Consider the following 18,745-nt stretch of genomic DNA (forward strand, 5'->3'; position numbering starts at 1 on the left):
TCGCGAATACCTCCTTGGTGCGCTTATCGCTCCCAACGTGCGGCAGTAGGGTGTGGCCTTCTGTCACTCACCGGGGAAGACGCATGACAAAAACAACAATGCGCGCCATCTTCAAACCGCAGGCGCTGGCCGCCGCGGTGGCCTTGGGTTGCTGTGCCCAGGCGCAGGCTGTTTCATTCAACATTGGCGAAATCGAGGGGACGTTTGACTCTTCGCTGTCCATCGGCGCGAGCTGGGGCATGCGCGACGCCGACAAATCCCTGGTGGGCGTCGTCAATGGCGGGACCGGCCAGTCTTCGACCGGGGATGACGGGCGGCTGAACTTCAAGAAGGGCGAAACCTTCTCCAAGATCTTCAAGGGGATTCACGACCTCGAACTGAAGTACGGCGACACCGGGGTGTTCGTGCGTGGCAAGTACTGGTATGACTTCGAACTCAAGGACGAGGATCGTGAGTTCAAGCCGATCAGTGACAGCGGTCGTAAAGAAGGCGCCAAGTCCTCCGGGGCGCAGCTGCTCGACGCCTTCGTCTATCACAACTATTCCATCGCCGATCTGCCGGGCACTGTGCGCGCCGGTAAGCAGGTGGTGAGTTGGGGTGAAAGTACCTTCATCGGCAACTCGATCAACAGCATCAACCCGATCGACGTTTCAGCGTTCCGTCGTCCTGGCGCCGAAATCAAGGAAGGCCTGATTCCGGTGAACATGCTGTTCGCCTCGCAAAGCCTGACCGACCAACTCTCGGTGGAAGGTTTCTATCAACTGGAGTGGGACCAGACCGTTCTCGATAACTGCGGCACCTTCTTCGGTGTCGATGTGGCGGCAGACGGCTGCAACAAGAATTACACGGTTGCCAGCCCGGCGATCGCACCGTTGCAACCGATCGCTGCAGCGTTTGGCCAAGGCTTCGAGGTCAGTCAGGAAGGTGTGATCGTACCGCGTGGCGGTGACCGCGACGCCCGCGACTCCGGGCAGTGGGGGACGGCGCTGCGCTGGCTCGGCGACGACACCGAGTACGGTTTGTACTTCATGAACTATCACAGCCGTAGTCCGACGGTCGGGACCACCACTGCCGGCCTGACAACGCTGGCACGGATCCCGGCCATTGTCGGTGCCGCCAACAGAATCGCGCCCGGTACCGGGTCTGCACTGGCTCAGAGTGTGATGCTCGGACGCGGCCAGTATTACCTTGAGTACCCGGAAGACATTCGTCTCTACGGCGCGAGCTTTTCCACCACCTTGCCTACCGGCACGGCGTGGACTGGTGAGATCAGCTATCGCCCCAACGCTCCGGTACAAGTCAACACCAACGACCTGACTCTGGCCTTGCTCAACCCGATCGCAGGCGGCGCGGCATCGCCTATCGCCACCACGCCAGGTGCCGACAACAAAGGTTACCGCCGCAAGGAAGTGACGCAGATCCAGAGCACCCTGACGCACTTCGTCGACCAAGTGCTGGGTGCCCAGCGGCTGACCCTGGTCGGCGAGGCGGCGGTGGTGCGAGTCGGTGGTCTGGAATCGCGAACCAAACTGCGTTACGGCCGTGACTCGGTCTATGGCCAGTACGGTTTTGGCGGCGATACCGACGGTTTTGTCACCTCGACCTCCTGGGGCTACCGCGCCCGCGCGATCCTCGACTACAACAACGTCATCGCCGGGATCAACCTCAAGCCCAACCTGTCCTGGTCCCACGACGTCGCCGGCTACGGCCCCAACGGGCTGTTCAACGAAGGCGCCAAGGCGGTCAGCGTCGGCGTCGATGCCGACTACCGCAACACCTATACCGCGAGCCTCAGTTACACCGATTTCTTCGGTGGTGACTACAACGTCCTGGAAGACCGCGACTTCCTGGCGCTGAGCTTCGGCGTGAACTTCTGATCTGGCTGAGAAGGATGATTTTAATGCGCAAGATGATTCTGCAATGCGGCGCCCTGGCCTTGAGTCTGCTGGCTGCCAACGTGATAGCGGCGGTCTCGCCGGAAGAAGCGAACAAACTCGGCACCAGCCTCACGCCGTTGGGCGGCGAGAAGGCCGGCAATGCCGATGGCTCGATCCCGGCCTGGACCGGTGGCATCCCGAAAAACGCCGGCGCGGTGGACAGTAAAGGTTTCCTGGCTGACCCGTTTGCCAATGAAAAGCCGCTGTTTACCATCACCGCGGCGACGGTCGACAAATACAAGGACAAGCTCTCCGATGGCCAGATAGCGATGTTCAAGCGCTACCCCGAGACCTACAAGATCCCGGTTTATCCAACCCACCGTACCGTGGCCGTACCAGCGGACATCGATGAGTCGGCCAAGCGCAGCGCCTTGAACGTGACGCCGATCAACGACGGTAACGGTCTGGCCAATTTCACCGGCAACCGCTATTACGCCTTTCCTATTCCGAAGAACGGTGTCGAGGTGATCTGGAACCATATCACCCGTTATCACGGCGGGAACCTGCGTCGCACCATCACCCAGGCAACGCCTCAGTCCAATGGTGATTTCACCGTCATCCGATTCAAGGACGAGGTTGCGGTACCTTCGTTGCTCGGTGATTTTAAACCGGGCAGCGATGAAAACGTCCTCAGCTATTTCAAGCAGGAAGTCACCGCGCCTGCGCGCCTGGCGGGTAACGTGTTGCTGGTTCACGAGACCCTCGATCAGGTCAAGGAACCGCGCAAGGCCTGGATTTACAACGCGGGCCAGCGACGTGTGCGCCGTGCGCCTCAAGTGGCCTATGACGGCGTGGGGACCTCGTCCGACGGGCTGCGCACCACCGACAACTTCGACATGTTTTCCGGCGCACCGGATCGCTACGACTGGAAGCTGGTCGGCAAGAAAGAAATGTACATCCCTTACAACAGCTACAAGCTCGACTCGCCCAGCCTCAAGTACACCGATGTGATCAAGGCCGGGCATATCAATCAGGATCTGACCCGCTATGAGTTGCACCGGGTCTGGGAGATCGTGGCCACGGTCAAGCCGAACGAGCGGCACGTGTATGCCAAGCGTCACATGTACATCGACGAAGACAGCTGGCAGGTGGCGCTGGCCGATCACTACGACGGTCGCGGTCAGCTGTGGCGCGTCGCAGAAGGTCACGCTCAGTTCTACTACGATCACCAGGTTCCAGCCTATACGGTCGAAGCCCTGTATGACCTCATTGCCGGTCGCTACATTGCGTTGGGGATGAAGAACGAGGAAAAGCGCAGCTTCGAATTCAACATTGATGCCAAAGCAGGGGACTACACGCCAGCAGCCTTGCGGAGTACAGGGGTGAGGTAATCAGTCCTACAGGCTCCTACACAAAAAGGTGACCTCGTGGTCACCTTTTTTATAGGTGCCGATCAGTGTGTTGAATACTTCTTCAACAAGCTGCAAAGAGAGGGCTAGGGTGGCGCCACAACTATAAAAAGGCGCACCACTATGACCGCCATGACGCTGTGTCTGGACCGTCCTGGACACCTGCCCCGTCTGTCTTCCCACCACCTGTCTCGCGACCGGTTGATCGAACCGTTACTGGCATCGACGGCGCGGGTGAAATTGCTCTGTGCGCCTGCCGGTAGTGGCAAGAGTGCGCTGCTCGCCGAGTGCCTGTTGCAGGCGCCCGCGCAGTGTCAGGTCTGTTGGTTGCCGTTGGTGGGAGAGCCGATCAATGTGGTCGATTTTCGGCAGCGGTTGGCTCAGGCGCTGGGGCTGAACTCGTCGGATGAGCCCGCGTTGCTGGAGTATCTGGCGCGGTCACAGACGGCGACCTGGCTGTTTCTCGATGACTATTGCCGCGTCCCGAACCCCGAGTTGGACCTGCTGCTGGATCGCATGCTAACGGTCAGCAGCCCGATGTTGACCTGGTGGTTGGGCGCCCGCCGTCGCCCGCAATGCAACTGGCCGCGCTTGCTGCTCGATGATGAGTTGTATGAGTGCGAGCGCGCCACGCTGGCGTTCAATCAAGCTGAAGTCGCCATGCTGTTGCACCACCTGCCACCCACGGATGCATACGCCGTCGCCGGCAAGATCATCCAGCACAGTGGCGGCTGGTGCGCCGGCGTACGGATTGCGCTGCTGCAAAAATGCGACTGGTCACACAACAACACGCTACATAGCAGAACGAACACCTTGCTCGATTATCTGGAGCATGAGTTGTTCATTACGCTGACGCCGGAGCTGACGGAAGCCTGGCGCGTACTCGCCCATTTACCGCGATTCAATGCAAGGCTGTGCGATCACCTGTTTGGCGCGGGTGAAGGTGCGCAATGTTTGAGGACGTTGCAAGAACTGGGTTGTTTTATCGAGCCTTGGCAGGGCTCGGCAGACTGGCTGCAGATTTTCCCCCCACTCACTCAGTTGATGCGCGATGAGCAATGGCCGGCGGGACGTTCCTGGCATCGTCGTGCCTGCCAGTGGTTTGCGGCCGAACTCGATTGGAAAGCTGCCTTCGAACAAGCGCTGCTGGCTGAAGAGTTCGAGGTCGCCGTCAGCCTGTTGCAGCACTTCAGTTTCGAGCATTTGTTCGAGGAGCAAACGGTAGTGCTGTTGTTGCGTTTGCATGAGCAGCAAGGCGAGGAACTGACGCTGGGCAGCCCACAATTGGTCGGATTGATTACAGCTGCGCTGTTATTCGCTGGACGTTTCGAACAGGCGACTGCCTGTATCGCTCATTTGGCGCATTTCACGCCTCAACCTTCGGCCGTGCTTCAGCGTCAACTGATTGCACGTTGGCAGGCCTTGCAGGGTTGGTTGCTGCATTTACAGGGACGAATGGAGGCTTCGCACGCGCACTTTCTTGACGCGTTGAGCGCGCTCGATCCCGAATGCTGGACGGCGCGCTTGATGTGTTTGTCCGGTCTGACGCAACAGGCATTGCTAAGGGGCGAACTCGACGTGGCGCAAACCCACAACCGCGAGGCGCTGTGCCTGGCGCGGGCACGAGGTTCGCTGGTGTTCGAGGGCCTGATGGAACTCGATCATGCGCAGTTGCTGGAGCAGCGTGGCGCCCCGGCTCGCGCCGAGAGTTTGTTGTTCAACATACATCAACTGCTCTGCCAGCAGGCCGACCGGCCCGCGCCGTTGCTTGGGCGTATCGCTTTGCGACGTGGGCGACTGGCGTTAACCATGGGCCAGGATGAACACGCACGCGAGTGCTTTCAGCGCGGTCTCGAGTTGTGTCTGCGTAGTCACGACAAGCGTGTGTTATATGGATTTCTTGGTCTCGCGCAACTGGCGGCCAATCAGGGTGATTACACCCAGGCGTTTGTCCAATTGCGCGATGCTGAACGGCTGATGCAGCAGCGGCAAATTCCGGATACCGTCTATCGTGGCGTCCTGTTGCAAGTCAGCAGTCAGTTCTGGTTGCAGCAGGGGCGACCGCAACTGGCCCATGAGGCACTGACGCGGGTACTGCGTCATTATTGTGGGCCGCAGGCTCGCCAGGCTCCCCCGGCAACACTGGAGCTTATTCCGCGGATTGAGTATCTGTTGATTCTGGCCGAGGTTTATCTGCAACAGCTCAGCGACGCCGCAGCGTTGCTTCAAACTCTGATCGGCAATGCGCACGCCAACGGTATGTACGCCCTCGAAGCGGAATTGCATCTGGCGCGGGCCGAAGTGATCTGGCTTCAAGGTGAATCGCAGCTGGCCACTGCAGCTTTGCAAGAAGGGGAGCAAATGATCAGCCGTTGCCAAGGGCGGCAAGCGTGGCGCGAGTTGCAATTGCGACAACCCCAGTTGCTGCGTACATCTGCAGCGGAGGTGTCGATCACCGAACTGTCTGTTGAGGCTCACAGTTCCAGTTCCCTCAGTAAACGGGAACTTGAAGTTTTGCAGTTGATCGCACAGGGCAACTCCAATCAACAGATTGCCGATGTATTATTCATCTCGTTACATACAGTAAAAACTCACGCCCGTAGAATCAATGGAAAGTTGGGGGTTGAACGCAGAACGCAAGCTGTGGCCAAGGCTAAGTTGTTAGGTGTGTGCTCGTAAAAGTTGTCTGTGTGTGATGTTGTTTATATGTGCTTGCTTTTGTGTGTTTCTATTTCTGGTAATAAGTTGTTCGCTTCTATAATATTTTGTGCTTTTTGGTTTGTATTGCTTTGCATTGTTCTGGAGTAAGTTTTCGCTAAGTGCTTTGACGCCAAGTCAGGCATAAACGTGTTAACAAAGGACGATGAATATGAACAGTTTATTTAATGCAAAGACGTTGATTGCCAACGCAAGACCCTCGTGGCTGGACGGAATAACTCAGAATGATCGCGAGTACTATTTAAGTCAGGAGAAGCGGCTGGCTGCGAGTGAGAGTGAATTGGAAAAACAGTTGGGGCATTTCAGCTCGCTCAAGGACTATGCCCGTAGTACTGCCAATCAGCACATTAAACTGAAGTTTGACCAAGACCTGGATGCCGATGAAATTGTGTGTAATGCTCGTTATACATTCCAGGTGGGAGGGCGGAAGATCGAGCAGGAAGATACTCGCACCCTGACCGAGCAGTTCATCTACGGCCTTTACGAGGAGGGGCAAAGGGCCGAACTCGTATTCAAGGGTGACGGACTTCCCGCCGAACTGAATCAGCAATGGTTTGAAAAGATCATGACCTCCAATACCCGGGCTGACTACGGTGCCGAGTTTCGTTCTCAGTATCAGCGTCCAGAAGTCATGCAAGCCTTGAAGAACGTCATGATCGAGCGCCTGTTTCTGAGTGCGATGGCTGCTCGCTATCAGGGGCACATCAACGACAAGAACTTCGAACGAATTGTCGCCGCCGTGCTCGGCGACCAGGAACTCACCATTGATGGCGTGCGCCTCATCGACAACACGCGTGCGCTTGAGCAGTTGATTCTGATCGCAAGACGCGATGGTCAGGGCGGTTTCTTGCTGTATGCCCCAGGCTCGCCAGGTGGACAGGACTGGTACGAATGCCAGGATTTGCGACGAGTAGGCATGCGGGTTGGCGAATGGACAATAGACGGCAAAGGTCGGGACTACCTGACCTGGCAGTCCCACACTTGGGATCGAGAAGCCATTGCCACCTATCTGAAACAGGTCGAACGTCTGCCGAATACCTGGAAGGGAGTGAGCCTGGTTGTATGGTATTACAAAGGCGATGCAGTACTGAACGGCTTCATTGGAAACATTCGCGCCTGGCGAGTGGCCGAGGAAGAGTCCCGGACACCTTACCTTTATCGAGGGGCTTCCGACGCTGAACGCCAGAACTTTGCCCGCACTCGGTGCGAACTCAAGGCCTTGCAGGTCATTGCCACCCGTGAAGGCGGTTTCATTCCCTATGACAAGTTCTGCTTCGATCTGATTAAACAGCGTATCGAGCAAGTGCTGGCTGACAGGGGGGAGCAGGCAACGGTCAATCCTGATCGCATCTTTGTCTCCGTCAGTCCGCAATTGGGTATGACACTGACCGAACTGATCAGCACCGAAACGCATTTTTACGCCGATGAAAAACAAACGCCTTGGAGCTATCCGCGATTTACCCTGGAACATGATCATCCGCCGATCAGCAAACTTGATATCCGGGATATTGCCGGCTGGTCGCGTACGCTGCGCCCGGGCGAAAAGTACATCGAAATGCTGCGTTCGACGCATTTGAATAGAAGCCATCCCGAGGGTGCGCTTAAACGAATGGTTCACCTGGAAGTCCACCGCCGCCAAATGAAAGTGGGGGTGATGCAGGAACGTTTTAACGGTCGTTTGACTGCCGAGCAGTCTCGGGAACTGATGACTGTGATTGAAGCCCTGGAAAAAATTGACACGCGATCGATGAGTCCCATAGGTGAATATCCGAGTGAAGTTCGCTACAGCGCAACGTTCAAGTTTCATTTGCGAGACAAACTGGTGGTCGGCGTATACGTTTTCCGATTGGTCATTGGTGGTCGGATTGAGGAGTTCCTGTATACACCTGACGCACCTGACGGCCGACTGATTCGTCCGCATTCGGAATTTGTGTCCGCCGTCAAGAAACTTAAATTCGGCAACTATTTCTATGACCGGGTTCGTAGTAAGGATCAGCAAGTGGTGCGTACTTACATCACCGATCTGGAAGAGCTTGGCAATGAGGCCCCGGTTCTTCGACGCGACAGTCGCGTCAGAGACTTGGGCAGCAGTTATGACGATCTGATTAATCGCACGATTTCCGATATCGATGAAAAGACCGAAAGCCTTAACGAAGTCATCTTCAAGCTGGTGTTCGAGGCGGTGCAGGCTGCGGCCACCGTTGTCAGCGTGGTGATTCCGCCGGTGGGCATTGCAATGAGTGTGGTGTTGTTCACCAAAAGCACGCTGCAAGGTGCCGAAGCCTATAACGACGGGGATCGCGCCACTGCGGCAAAGCATTTTCTGGATGCACTGATCGAACTGGCGTCGCTGGGTAAAGCCGGTTACAGCTGGGGCCAGCCAACCAAGTTGCAGAAGACCTTTTTCGGATTGGCGGGCGATATGTATTCGGTTCAGAAGTTTTACAGCCAGGTGACCGGGCATCAGAGTTTGCCTTCACGGGCGCTCGAGGCCATTCAAGCTATTCTCGATGATCCACAAGCCCTCGACAGTAGAACTCGTCTGCTGTAACGGCTGAGATATTCCTCCCTTGTATTCATCGATAAGGAAATTGGCGTAAGACGTTAAATTCCATCGTGCTGCACAACATCTCGTGTCAATGAATCCGGGATCGGTTCATACCCCATCCGCCAACTAACGGCCCGCGTCGCAGCCAACAACCGCTGCGCCGCCGGGCCGTTTTCGTCGGCGTGAAACAACGACGCCGGGCCGACAATGGTCATCACCGCCGCAACATTCCCGACAGCATTGAACACCGGAGCCGACAACGCATCGACCCCCGGCATCAGCAAGCCATGTACATGATGCAGACCGCGTTCGCGGATCTGTTCGCACAACGCCGCATAGGCTTGATCTTCCGCCAGCGCATGTGAAGCGCCGCTTTGCAGTTCCTGCTCGCGCAAGTCCACGGTTTCGCGCTTCGGCAGATAGGCGCCAAACACCAGCCCTGTTGAAGAACTGAGCAACGGCAACACCGAGCCCAATTGCGTCACCACCGTCACCGCGCGTACCGCCGGTTCGATGTGCACTACGGTCGCGCCTTGATTGCCCCACACCGCTATAAAGCAGGTTTCATTCAGATCGTCACGCAATTCGGCCAGGGGCAGGGCGCCGACTTTCAGCACGTCCATACTGTTGAGTGCGGCGAGACCGACGCGCAAGGCTTCGCGCCCCAGACCGTAATGGTTGGTGGCTGCGTTCTGTTCAGCAAAACCGCTGGCAATCAACGCCTGCAAATAGCGGTGAACCTTGCTCGCCGGCATCTGTACGTGTTCGGCCAGGCGCGACAGTGAAGTCGATGGCGATAACTCGGCCAAGGCCTTGAGGATGTCGGTACCAACCTCGGCCGAGCGGACTTTCTGTTTATCGTTGCTGCGCGGCGTTTCCATGGAGGCGGTCTGATCCCGGGACGAATGGGCGTCTTTATAGCTTGACGGTCAATACCAATCAAATTACGTTAAGCGTAATCGAATTACGATAAAAATAACCCGGGCGTGCCGAGACCTCTTCAATGGAGCAACGGGCCATGCCTACTCCCTGTTCAGGAGGCTCCATGAACCTCGATTCAACGGCGCCCGAGCTGGCTTATCAGTCCGGCTTCGGCAACGAATTCAGCAGCGAAGCGCTGCCCGGCGCACTGCCCGTCGGCCAGAATTCCCCGCAAAAAGCGCCTTACGGTCTCTACACCGAACTGTTCTCCGGCACGGCATTCACCGTGCCTCGCAGCGAAGCGCGGCGCACCTGGATGTACCGCATTCAGCCGTCGGCCAATCACCCGGCGTTCGTCAAACTGGATCGGCAACTGGCCGGCGGCCCGTTGGGTGAAGTGACCCCCAACCGTCTGCGCTGGAACCCGCTGGATGTTCCGAGCGAGCCAACCGATTTCATCGACGGGCTGGTGAGCATGGCCGCCAACTCGGGCGCGGAAAAACCGGCCGGGATCAGCATCTACAGTTACCGCGCCAACCGCTCCATGGAGCGCGTGTTTTTCAACGCCGATGGCGAACTGCTGCTGGTACCGGAGCTGGGACGCTTGCGCATTGCGACCGAATTGGGCGTGCTGGAACTGGAGCCACTGGAAATCGCCGTGCTGCCGCGCGGTCTGAAATTCCGCGTCGAACTGCTCGACCCGCAAGCTCGCGGCTACATGGCCGAGAACCACGGCGCGCCGCTGCGCCTGCCGGACTTGGGGCCGATCGGCAGCAACGGCCTGGCCAACGCGAGGGACTTCCTGACCCCGGTCGCGCATTACGAAAACCTCAAGCAACCGACCACGCTGGTGCAGAAATTCCTCGGCCAGTTGTGGGGTTGTGAGCTCGACCATTCGCCGCTGAACGTGGTCGCCTGGCACGGCAATAACGTGCCGTACAAATATGACCTGCGTCGTTTCAACACCATCGGCACGGTCAGTTTCGATCACCCGGATCCGTCGATCTTCACTGTCCTGACGTCGCCGACCAGCGTCCACGGTCTGGCCAATCTCGACTTCGTGATCTTCCCTCCACGCTGGATGGTCGCCGAGAAAACCTTCCGGCCACCGTGGTTCCACCGCAATCTGATGAACGAATTCATGGGCCTGATCAAGGGCGAGTACGATGCCAAGGCCGAAGGTTTCGTGCCCGGCGGTGCGTCCTTGCACAGTTGCATGAGCGCCCACGGCCCGGACGGCGAAACCTGTACCAAGGCGATCAACGCTGAACTCGCGCCAGCGAAAATCGACAACACCATGGCCTTCATGTTCGAGACCAGCCAGGTGCTGCGCCCGAGCCGTTTCGCGCTGGATTGCCCGCAACTGCAAAACAACTACGATGCCTGCTGGGCCACGCTGCCCGCCACTTTCGACCCGACCCGGAGATAACCCATGACTCAGACTTCCATCACTCGTAGCTGGGTTGCCTCCGCCAACGGCCATGCTGATTTCCCTCTGCAGAACCTGCCGCTGGGCGTGTTCAGCCTGAAGGGTTCGGCACCGCGCAGTGGCGTGGCCATTGGCGAACATATCTTTGATCTGGAAGCTGCACTGGACGCCGGGCTGTTCGATGGCGTCGCAAAAACTGCTGTCGAAGCCACCCGTGGCGGCCAGTTGAATGCGTTCTTCGAACTGGGTCGCGAGGCTCGCGTTGCCCTGCGCGAACGCCTGCTGGAACTGTTCAAAGAAGGCAGCACCCTGCACGGCAAGATCGAAGCCCAAGGCGCAAAACTGCTGCCGCTGGCGGCGAATTGCGAGATGCACTTGCCGGCAAAAATCAACGACTACACCGATTTCTACGTCGGCATCGAGCACGCGCAAAATGTCGGCAAACTGTTCCGTCCCGACAACCCGCTGCTGCCGAACTACAAGTACGTGCCGATCGGCTACCACGGCCGCGCCTCGACCATTCGCCCGTCTGGCACTGACGTTCGCCGTCCGAAAGGCCAGACATTGCCAGCCGGCCAGACCGAGCCGACTTTTGGCCCATGCGCACGTCTGGACTATGAGCTGGAGCTGGGCATCTGGATCGGTCAGGGCAACGAGATGGGCGACTCGATCGCCATCGGTGACGCCGCTGATCACATCGCCGGTTTCTGCTTGCTCAATGACTGGTCGGCGCGCGACATTCAGGCTTGGGAATACCAGCCACTGGGGCCATTCCTGTCCAAGAGTTTCATCACCAGCATCTCGCCTTGGGTGGTGACTGCCGAAGCGCTGGAGCCGTTCCGTCGTGCTCAGCCGGCACGTCCGGAAGGCGATCCGCAGCCGCTGCCGTACCTGTTCGACAAGCGCGATCAAGCGGCGGGTGCCTTCGACATCGAACTGGAAGTGCTGCTGCTCACCGAAGGCCTGCGCGAACAAAACCTGCCGGCCCATCGCCTGACCTTCAGCAACACCAAACATATGTACTGGACCGTGGCGCAAATGGTCGCGCACCACAGCGTCAACGGCTGCCAGTTGCAGGCCGGAGACCTGTTCGGTTCGGGCACCTTGTCGGGGCCGGAAAACGGTCAGTTCGGTAGCCTGCTGGAAATCACCGAGGGCGGTAAAAAACCGATCGAACTCGCGTCCGGCGAAGTGCGTAAGTTCCTTGAGGACGGTGACGAAATCATCCTGCGGGCTCGTTGCACCCGCGACGGTTTTGCCTCCATCGGTTTCGGTGAATGCCGCGGCAAAGTGCTGCCGGCGCGCTAAGAGGATCGGGTCATGGAACTCTATACCTACTACCGTTCGACATCGTCCTATCGGGTGCGCATTGCGTTGGCGCTCAAGGGGCTGGATCACCAGGCGCTGCCGATCAATCTGATCGCACCGCAAGGTGGCGAACATCGACAGCCGCCGTATCTCGGCATCAACCCGCAAGGCCGGGTGCCGGCCTTGCGCACCGACGAAGGCGAACTGCTGATCCAGTCGCCGGCGATCATCGAATACCTGGAGGAACGTTATCCACAGGTACCGCTGCTCTCCAAGGACTTCGCTGCTCGCGCCCATGAGCGTGGTGTGGCGGCGGTGATCGGCTGCGACGTGCATCCTCTGCACAACGTCAGCGTACTCAACAAGCTGCGGCAGTTGGGGCACGATGAACCGCAAGTGGTGGAGTGGATCGGGCACTGGATCAGCCAAGGTTTGGCGACTGTGGAGCAGTTGATCGGCGATGAGGGTTACTGCTTTGGTCCGACGCCTGGGCTGGCGGATGTTTACCTGATTCCGCAGCTGTACGCGGCCGATCGCTTCAGCATTGCACTTGAGGCGTATCCGCGGATTCGTCGAGTGGCGGCGTTGGCGGCGACGCATCCGGCATTCATCGAGGCGCATCCGGCGAACCAGCCAGACACACCGTAAAACGTTATCAATGGACGATGGAGTTAGGCGGCAGGTGCCCTAATCGCTCAGTCAGGCGAATCCGCTGGATCGGGTCGTCACTGAGCAGCAGGGCATGCTCCAGGTCAAAGCGCTCGGCGTTCGGGCAATCCAGCCGTTGATAGAGGCTGGCCCGGGCCAGGTAGTCGGAGGCACTGGCGTTGCCCAGTTCCAGCACTCGTTCGGCGTCGATCAGGGCGCCGATGTAGTCATCGTTAGAAAGGTGTAACTGACGCAGGTTGCGCGACAGCCGCTGCAGCATTTGCACCGGCTCGGCGGTGAGCAAATGCTCGGCGCCAAGCTTCATGTTCGGGCCGTACTGGCGTTGCAGCAGTTCCCGGCAATCGTTGGGGTACAACCGACGTCCGCCGCATGGGTCGAGCAGGTGATCGGCGCCCGGTACCCGTAGCAGGAAATGCCCGGGGAAGTTGACGCCAACCATGGGAATTTCCAGACCTTTGGCCAGTTCCAGAGCAATCAATCCCAGACTCAGCGGCTGCCCGCGTCTGCGTTCCAGCACTTTATTGACCAGCGCGACTTGCGGACGCAATGGCGTGGAGTCGTCCTGAGCGAATCCCAGGTCATTCATACGCCGTAACAACGGCTGGGCCAACTCGCTCACCGGCAACATCGGCAAGCCATGACTGACCCGTTGTTGCAGGTCCTTGAAATCGTTCAGCACCGCCTCGGGATTTACCTCAGTGTTGTGTTCGGTGGCAATCCACAGCGCCGCCTCGAACAGCGCGGGCGGTGAACGTTGCAGGCAGTCGAAGAAGCGTTGGCGGGGGGTCATCAAAATCTCCGGGTAATGCCTCGTTTTAGCCCCGTCTCCGGCATTCGTCCAGTGCCGAACATAGGCGGTTGCAGGTTATGTCCGAAAGTCTGCATGGCGGCGTCGCTTATTCCGGTGCGCTTCTGCAATTTTCGGGCGCAAGCCTATACTGGCGACTATAAGAAGTGATTCGGGAGCCCTACGATGTTCGCTCTCATGCAAAGCACTCGCCTTGAATCGCTGCATCTGAGCGTCGATTCGGTCACCGGGTTGAAGGCGGTCATTGCCATTCATAACAGCCGTCTGGGGCCTGCCCTCGGCGGGTGTCGTTACCTTGCCTATCCGAGCGACGAGTCCGCCGTCGAGGATGCGGTGCGCCTCGCCCAAGGCATGAGTTACAAGGCGGCGTTGGCCGGCCTGGCTCAGGGTGGCGGTGTTGCGGTGATTGTTCGCCCCGTTCATGTGGAAAACCGCGCCGCGCTATTTGAAGCTTTCGGGCGTTGCATCAATCAGCTTGACGGCCGCTACATCACTGCCATCGACAGTGGTACCTCGGTGGCGGACATGGATTGCATCGCCCAACAGACCCAATACGTCACCAGCACCACCTCGGCGGGCGACCCTGCACCGCACGCAGCGATGGGCGTGTTCACCGGTATTCGTGCCACCGCCATGGCCCGGCTGGGCAGCGATAACCTCGAAGGCCTGCGAGTGGCGATTCAAGGGCTCGGCAACGTTGGCTATGCCCTCGCCGAACAACTGCACGCCGCCGGTGCCGAGCTGCTGGTCAGTGACATTGATCACGGCAAAGTGCAGTTGGCGATGGAGCAACTCGGCGCTCACCCGATCGCCAACGAAGCGCTGCTCAGCACCCCTTGCGACATTCTCGCGCCCTGCGGCCTCGGTGGCGTGCTCAACAGCCACAGCGTGACGCAATTGCGCTGCGCGGCGGTGGCCGGCTCGGCGAACAACCAATTGACCCATCTGGAAGTCGCCGATCAACTGGAGCGGCGGGGCATTCTGTATGCGCCGGATTACGTGATCAATTCCGGCGGGCTGATCTACGTTTCGCTCAAACACCGCGGCGAAGAACTCACGACCATCACCGCACACCTGTCGAAAATCAGCTCACGCCTGACCGAAGTCTTCGCCCATGCCCAGGCGGAAAAACGCTCGCCGGCCCGAGTGGCTGACGAGTTGGCGGAGAAAGTGCTGTATCGATGAGGTTGAACCGATGAAGGAGTGAGGGCCTATCCGGCAGACTTGCTCCCAAGGCCTGGCGCCACAAGCGTCAGTCTTGACTGACGCACGCTGACGCGACGTGCCAGGAGCCCCTGTGATGCCTCACAAGGTCGAGCTGCCTTACACCCGATTTTTATCCCCTGACGGCCAATTGCTCGGCGAACTTCCTGCCTGGGCCGACGATTTCAGTTTGCTGACGCGCCTTTATCGGCAGATGGTCCTGACCCGCCTTTTCGATCAGAAAGCCGTCGCCCTGCAACGCACCGGGCGCATCGGCACTTATGCGCCGACGTTGGGCCAGGAAGCCATTGGCGTCGCCGTCGGCAGCGTGATGCACGCCGAAGACGTGCTGATTCCGTATTACCGCGACACCGCCGTGCAGTTGATGCGTGGGGTGCGAATGGAAGAAATCCTCCTGTACTGGGGCGGCGACGAGCGCGGCAGCGACTTTGCCGAACCGGCGGCGGCCCAGGACTTTCCGATTTGTGTGCCGATTGCCACCCAGGCCTTGCATGCCTGCGGCGTTGCCAGTGCATTCAAAATCCGCGGCGAACATCGGGTCGCCGTCACCACCTGCGGTGACGGCGCCACCAGCAAGGGCGATTTCCTCGAAGCCCTCAACGTCGCCGGTGCCTGGCAGTTGCCGGTGGTGTTCGTGGTCAATAACAACCAATGGGCGATCTCGGTGCCACGACGGATTCAGTGCGGCGCCCCGACCCTGGCACAGAAAGCGATCGGTGCCGGGTTCCACGGTGAGCAGGTCGACGGCAATGACATGCTCGCGGTTTACGACCGAGTACACGTGGCCCTCGAAAGGGCGCGTCACGGTAAAGGCCCAGTGTTGCTGGAATGCCTGAGCTATCGCCTCGGCGATCACACCACCGCTGACGATGCCACACGCTACCGGCCGGCGGACGAGGTCAAGCAGGCCTGGCTCGAAGAGCCGGTCAAACGCCTGCAACGTTTCATGGTCGACCAGGGCGTGTGGGACGAAGGCCGCGAACAGGCGCTGATCAGCGAATGCCAAGGCTTGGTGCAGCATGCTGTGGATAACTTCGAAGCGGCGGGTACACAGGCGCCCGAATCGATCATGGATCACGTCTACGCCCAATGGCCGGAGCCCCTCGCCGGGCAGCGTGAAGAGTTGCTCGAAAGGGCGGCGCGCCGCGCGGGAGATTCGAGCCATGAGTAACGGCAAAGTCACGTTGCTGGAAGCGGTGAATCTCGCGCTGCATCGGGCGATGAGCGAAGACGAGAACGTCATCGTCCTCGGTGAGGATGTCGGAGTGAACGGCGGCGTGTTTCGCGCCACCCAAGGGCTGCGCGACAGCTTTGGCTTCAAGCGAGTCATCGACTCGCCGCTGGCCGAAACCATGCTCGGCGGACTGGTGGTCGGCATGGCCGCTCAGGGCCTGAAACCGGTGGTGGAAATCCAGTTCATGGGTTTCATCTACGCGGCCATGGAACACCTGGTGTCCCACGCCAGCCGCATGCGTAATCGCACGCGCGGGCGGATCACATGCCCGATGGTGATGCGCACGCCGATGGGCGCAGGGATTCGCGCGCCGGAACATCACAGCGAAAGCACTGAAGCATTGTTCGCGCACATTCCAGGGCTGCGGGTGGTGATTCCGTCATCGCCGGCCCGGGCCTATGGCTTGTTGCTGGCGGCCATCGATGACCCTGATCCGGTGGTGTTTCTCGAACCGACCCGGCTCTATCGCATGAACCCGCAAACGCTGGTGGATGACGGTAAACGCCTGCCGCTGGACAGCTGTTTCACCCTGCGCGAAGGCAGCGACATCACTTTGATCAGTTGGGGTGCCAGTGTGATGGAAACCCTGCAAGCCGCCACCGCATTGGCCGAGCGGGGCGTCTCGGCGGAAGTGATCGATGTCGCGAGTATCAAGCCGCTGGACCTCGACACCCTGGAAGCCTCGGTGCGCAAGACCGGTCGTTGCGTGATCGTCCACGAGGCACCGCGCTCCTGCGGCGTCGGTGCGGAAATCGCCGCGAGCCTCTACGAGCGGGTGTTGCTGGAATTGCAGGCACCGATCCAGCGAGTTACCGCGCCGGACATTCCACCGCCGCTGTATCGACTGGAATCGCTGTACATGCCGAACGTCGAGGACATTCTTCAGGCTTGCGACAACGTACTGCACTTTTCCTGAACCCAAGGAGGCTGCGATGAAATATTTCAAACTGCCGGATCTGGGCGAAGGTTTGCAGGAGGCGGAAATCGTCCGTTGGCACGTCGCAGTCGGCGATACCGTCAATGCCGATCAACTGTTGGTATCGGTAGAAACCGCCAAGGCGCTGGTGGATATCCCCGCACCCTATGACGGCGTGGTGGCGAAGCTCTACGGCGGCGAGGGCGATATCATTCACGTTGGTGAACCCTTGCTCGGCTACGAAGGTGAAGCCGATGCGGGCACCGTGGTCGGGCGACTCGAAGGTGGCGGCAGCAGTCAGGAGGACTCGTTTTTCATCGGGGCGGCCCCCTCGACCCGGGAGCACCTGGCGACTCGCGCCACGCCGGCCGTGCGGCAACTGGCTCGGCAACTCGGCGTGGAGTTGAGCGGGTTGACGGGCTCTGGCCACGAGGGGCTGATCACCCGTACGGATGTGGAAAACGCGGCTCAAACTGAACTGGATCGCTTCGGCGGCGAACGGTTGCGCGGTGTTCGGCGCAGCATGGCGCTGAACATGGCCCGGTCCCACGCCGAAGTCGTGCCGGTGACGATTTTCGGTGACGCCGACCTGCATCGCTGGGGTCAGGCCCGCGAACCGCTGATTCGTCTCGCCAAAGCGATGGCGGCAGCGTGCGCTGTGGAGCCGGTGCTCAATAGTGCCTTCGATGGCAAAAACCTGTCGCTCAAACAACACGAACGGCTCGATCTAGGCATCGCAGTGGACACCCCGGACGGCCTGTTCGTGCCAGTGCTGCGCAATGTCGGTCATCGCACTTCGGCTGATTTGAAGGAAGGCGTCATGCGATTAAGGGCCGACGTGCAGGCGCGATCGATTCCGCCCAAGGAAATGATGGGCGCAACCCTGACGTTGTCGAATTTCGGCACCTTGTTCGGTCGCTACGCCAACCCGGTGGTGGTGCCGCCGCAAGTGGCGATCCTCGCTGCTGGCGCGATCCGCGACGAACCGGTGGCGGTCGATGGCGCAGTGGTGGTGCATCCGGTCCTGCCGCTGTCCCTGACTTTCGATCATCGCGTGGTGACGGGCGGTGAGGCGGCACGATTCTTCAAGGCCCTGGTCGAGGCGCTGGAGCAACCCGAAGCTTAGGTTTTTCGAAGGCATGAAAAAGGCCCTGAGTCATTTGACTCAGGGCCTATTCAATTCGGGCGTTGCTTACTTGGCAGCCTTGGGGGCTTTAGCTGGCTTGGTAGGCTCAGCGCTCTCGACTTCAACAGGTGCAGGCGCCTCAACAGGTGCAGCCTTTTCAACGGCTTCAGCAGGCGCATTGAGCAATTCGGCCAACGCGTCCGGCTGGCTCTTGAACGCCTTGGCGAACACATCGCGGTTCTTCGCCATGTAGATCCCGGCTTCTTCCACTTGCTGTTCGGTCAGGGACGGAACGGCTTTTTGCAACACTTCGGCCAGCAACTCGGCCAGTTCGAGCATTTTGTCATGACGGTCAGCTTCGGCTTTATCCATGAACAAGCGCTCCAGATCTCGGCTGCTGCGGTATACCACTTCGACGGCCATTCACCACCTCACATGCCTTCACATTAAGTTGTCTTATTCGACTACTGTATTTATATACAGCTAAAAGGATAAGCGAATCCCTGCGCTTTGGGTAGTGGCTTTTTAATGTAGACCGAAATAGGGGTTTGTCAGCCC

13 protein-coding genes and 1 pseudogene are annotated in these 18,745 nt (G+C 59.1%); 11 read left to right on the forward strand and 3 right to left on the reverse strand.

Annotated features, from left to right (window positions below; all coding sequences use genetic code 11):
• Nucleotides 1–83 precede the first annotated feature (83 nt).
• The 4 genes from QFW87_RS04665 to QFW87_RS04680 all read left to right on the forward strand — a co-directional run bounded on the left by QFW87_RS04665 (nucleotide 84) and on the right by QFW87_RS04680 (nucleotide 8,555).
• A complete protein-coding gene (locus QFW87_RS04665; RefSeq protein WP_283189924.1) occupies nucleotides 84–1,877 on the forward strand; it encodes a DUF1302 domain-containing protein in 1,794 nt (597 codons plus the stop codon).
• A gap of 23 nt (nucleotides 1,878–1,900) precedes the next feature.
• On the forward strand, nucleotides 1,901–3,268 hold the full coding sequence (locus QFW87_RS04670) for a DUF1329 domain-containing protein (protein ID WP_283189925.1): 1,368 nt from the start codon (nucleotides 1,901–1,903) through the stop codon (nucleotides 3,266–3,268).
• A gap of 141 nt (nucleotides 3,269–3,409) precedes the next feature.
• The gene (locus QFW87_RS04675; protein ID WP_283189926.1) at nucleotides 3,410–5,965 is read left to right on the forward strand and encodes a LuxR C-terminal-related transcriptional regulator; all 2,556 of its coding nucleotides are present in this window, start codon (nucleotides 3,410–3,412) and stop codon (nucleotides 5,963–5,965) included.
• Nucleotides 5,966–6,155: 190 nt separating this feature from the next.
• A complete protein-coding gene (locus QFW87_RS04680; RefSeq protein WP_283189927.1) occupies nucleotides 6,156–8,555 on the forward strand; it encodes a DUF6543 domain-containing protein in 2,400 nt (799 codons plus the stop codon).
• 53 nt (nucleotides 8,556–8,608) lie between these two features.
• Here QFW87_RS04680 and QFW87_RS04685 read toward each other — a convergent pair whose 3' ends face one another.
• Nucleotides 8,609–9,433, reverse strand: coding sequence for an IclR family transcriptional regulator (locus QFW87_RS04685; protein ID WP_283189928.1), 825 nt, complete (start codon nucleotides 9,431–9,433; stop codon nucleotides 8,609–8,611).
• 164 nt (nucleotides 9,434–9,597) lie between these two features.
• On the opposite strand from QFW87_RS04685, the gene hmgA reads away from it, so the two are divergent.
• From hmgA to maiA, 3 genes are read left to right on the forward strand one after another with little or no spacing between them, the layout of a single operon-like run.
• Complete coding sequence (hmgA, locus tag QFW87_RS04690) at nucleotides 9,598–10,902, forward strand: homogentisate 1,2-dioxygenase (protein ID WP_283183002.1); 1,305 nt, start codon at nucleotides 9,598–9,600, stop codon at nucleotides 10,900–10,902.
• 3 nt (nucleotides 10,903–10,905) lie between these two features.
• A complete protein-coding gene (gene fahA, locus QFW87_RS04695) occupies nucleotides 10,906–12,210 on the forward strand; it encodes a fumarylacetoacetase (protein WP_283189929.1) in 1,305 nt (434 codons plus the stop codon).
• A gap of 12 nt (nucleotides 12,211–12,222) precedes the next feature.
• Nucleotides 12,223–12,858 carry a maleylacetoacetate isomerase gene (gene maiA / locus QFW87_RS04700; protein WP_283183004.1) on the forward strand — a complete coding sequence of 212 codons (636 nt, stop codon included), beginning with the start codon at nucleotides 12,223–12,225 and terminating at the stop codon, nucleotides 12,856–12,858.
• A 7-nt stretch (nucleotides 12,859–12,865) separates the two neighbouring features.
• Here maiA and QFW87_RS04705 read toward each other — a convergent pair whose 3' ends face one another.
• Nucleotides 12,866–13,669: a transglutaminase family protein gene (locus QFW87_RS04705; RefSeq protein WP_283189930.1), complete on the reverse strand. Its 804-nt coding sequence runs from the start codon at nucleotides 13,667–13,669 to the stop codon at nucleotides 12,866–12,868.
• A 183-nt stretch (nucleotides 13,670–13,852) separates the two neighbouring features.
• Here QFW87_RS04705 and QFW87_RS04710 point away from each other — a divergent pair, with 183 nt between their 5' ends.
• The 4 genes from QFW87_RS04710 to QFW87_RS04725 all read left to right on the forward strand — a co-directional run bounded on the left by QFW87_RS04710 (nucleotide 13,853) and on the right by QFW87_RS04725 (nucleotide 18,187).
• Nucleotides 13,853–14,872 carry a Glu/Leu/Phe/Val dehydrogenase dimerization domain-containing protein gene (locus tag QFW87_RS04710; RefSeq protein ID WP_283189931.1) on the forward strand — a complete coding sequence of 340 codons (1,020 nt, stop codon included), beginning with the start codon at nucleotides 13,853–13,855 and terminating at the stop codon, nucleotides 14,870–14,872.
• A 112-nt stretch (nucleotides 14,873–14,984) separates the two neighbouring features.
• Nucleotides 14,985–16,082, forward strand: a complete 1,098-nt coding sequence (pdhA, locus tag QFW87_RS04715; RefSeq protein ID WP_283189932.1) for a pyruvate dehydrogenase (acetyl-transferring) E1 component subunit alpha — start codon at nucleotides 14,985–14,987, stop codon at nucleotides 16,080–16,082.
• Nucleotides 16,075–17,061 carry an alpha-ketoacid dehydrogenase subunit beta gene (locus QFW87_RS04720; protein WP_283189933.1) on the forward strand — a complete coding sequence of 329 codons (987 nt, stop codon included), beginning with the start codon at nucleotides 16,075–16,077 and terminating at the stop codon, nucleotides 17,059–17,061. Before pdhA ends, QFW87_RS04720 begins: the two co-directional genes overlap by 8 nt.
• A 16-nt stretch (nucleotides 17,062–17,077) precedes the next feature.
• Nucleotides 17,078–18,187 (forward strand): dihydrolipoamide acetyltransferase family protein, encoded by a 1,110-nt coding sequence (locus tag QFW87_RS04725; protein WP_283183009.1) that lies wholly within the window; start codon nucleotides 17,078–17,080, stop codon nucleotides 18,185–18,187.
• 183 nt (nucleotides 18,188–18,370) lie between these two features.
• Here the strand turns inward: QFW87_RS04725 and QFW87_RS04730 are convergent.
• Nucleotides 18,371–18,610: pseudogene (locus QFW87_RS04730) on the reverse strand (YebG family protein); the annotation flags it as partial.
• Nucleotides 18,611–18,745 lie beyond the last annotated feature (135 nt).

Source organism: Pseudomonas sp. PMCC200344, assembly GCF_030053095.1.
In the GTDB taxonomy this organism is placed as follows: domain Bacteria; phylum Pseudomonadota; class Gammaproteobacteria; order Pseudomonadales; family Pseudomonadaceae; genus Aquipseudomonas; species Aquipseudomonas svalbardensis.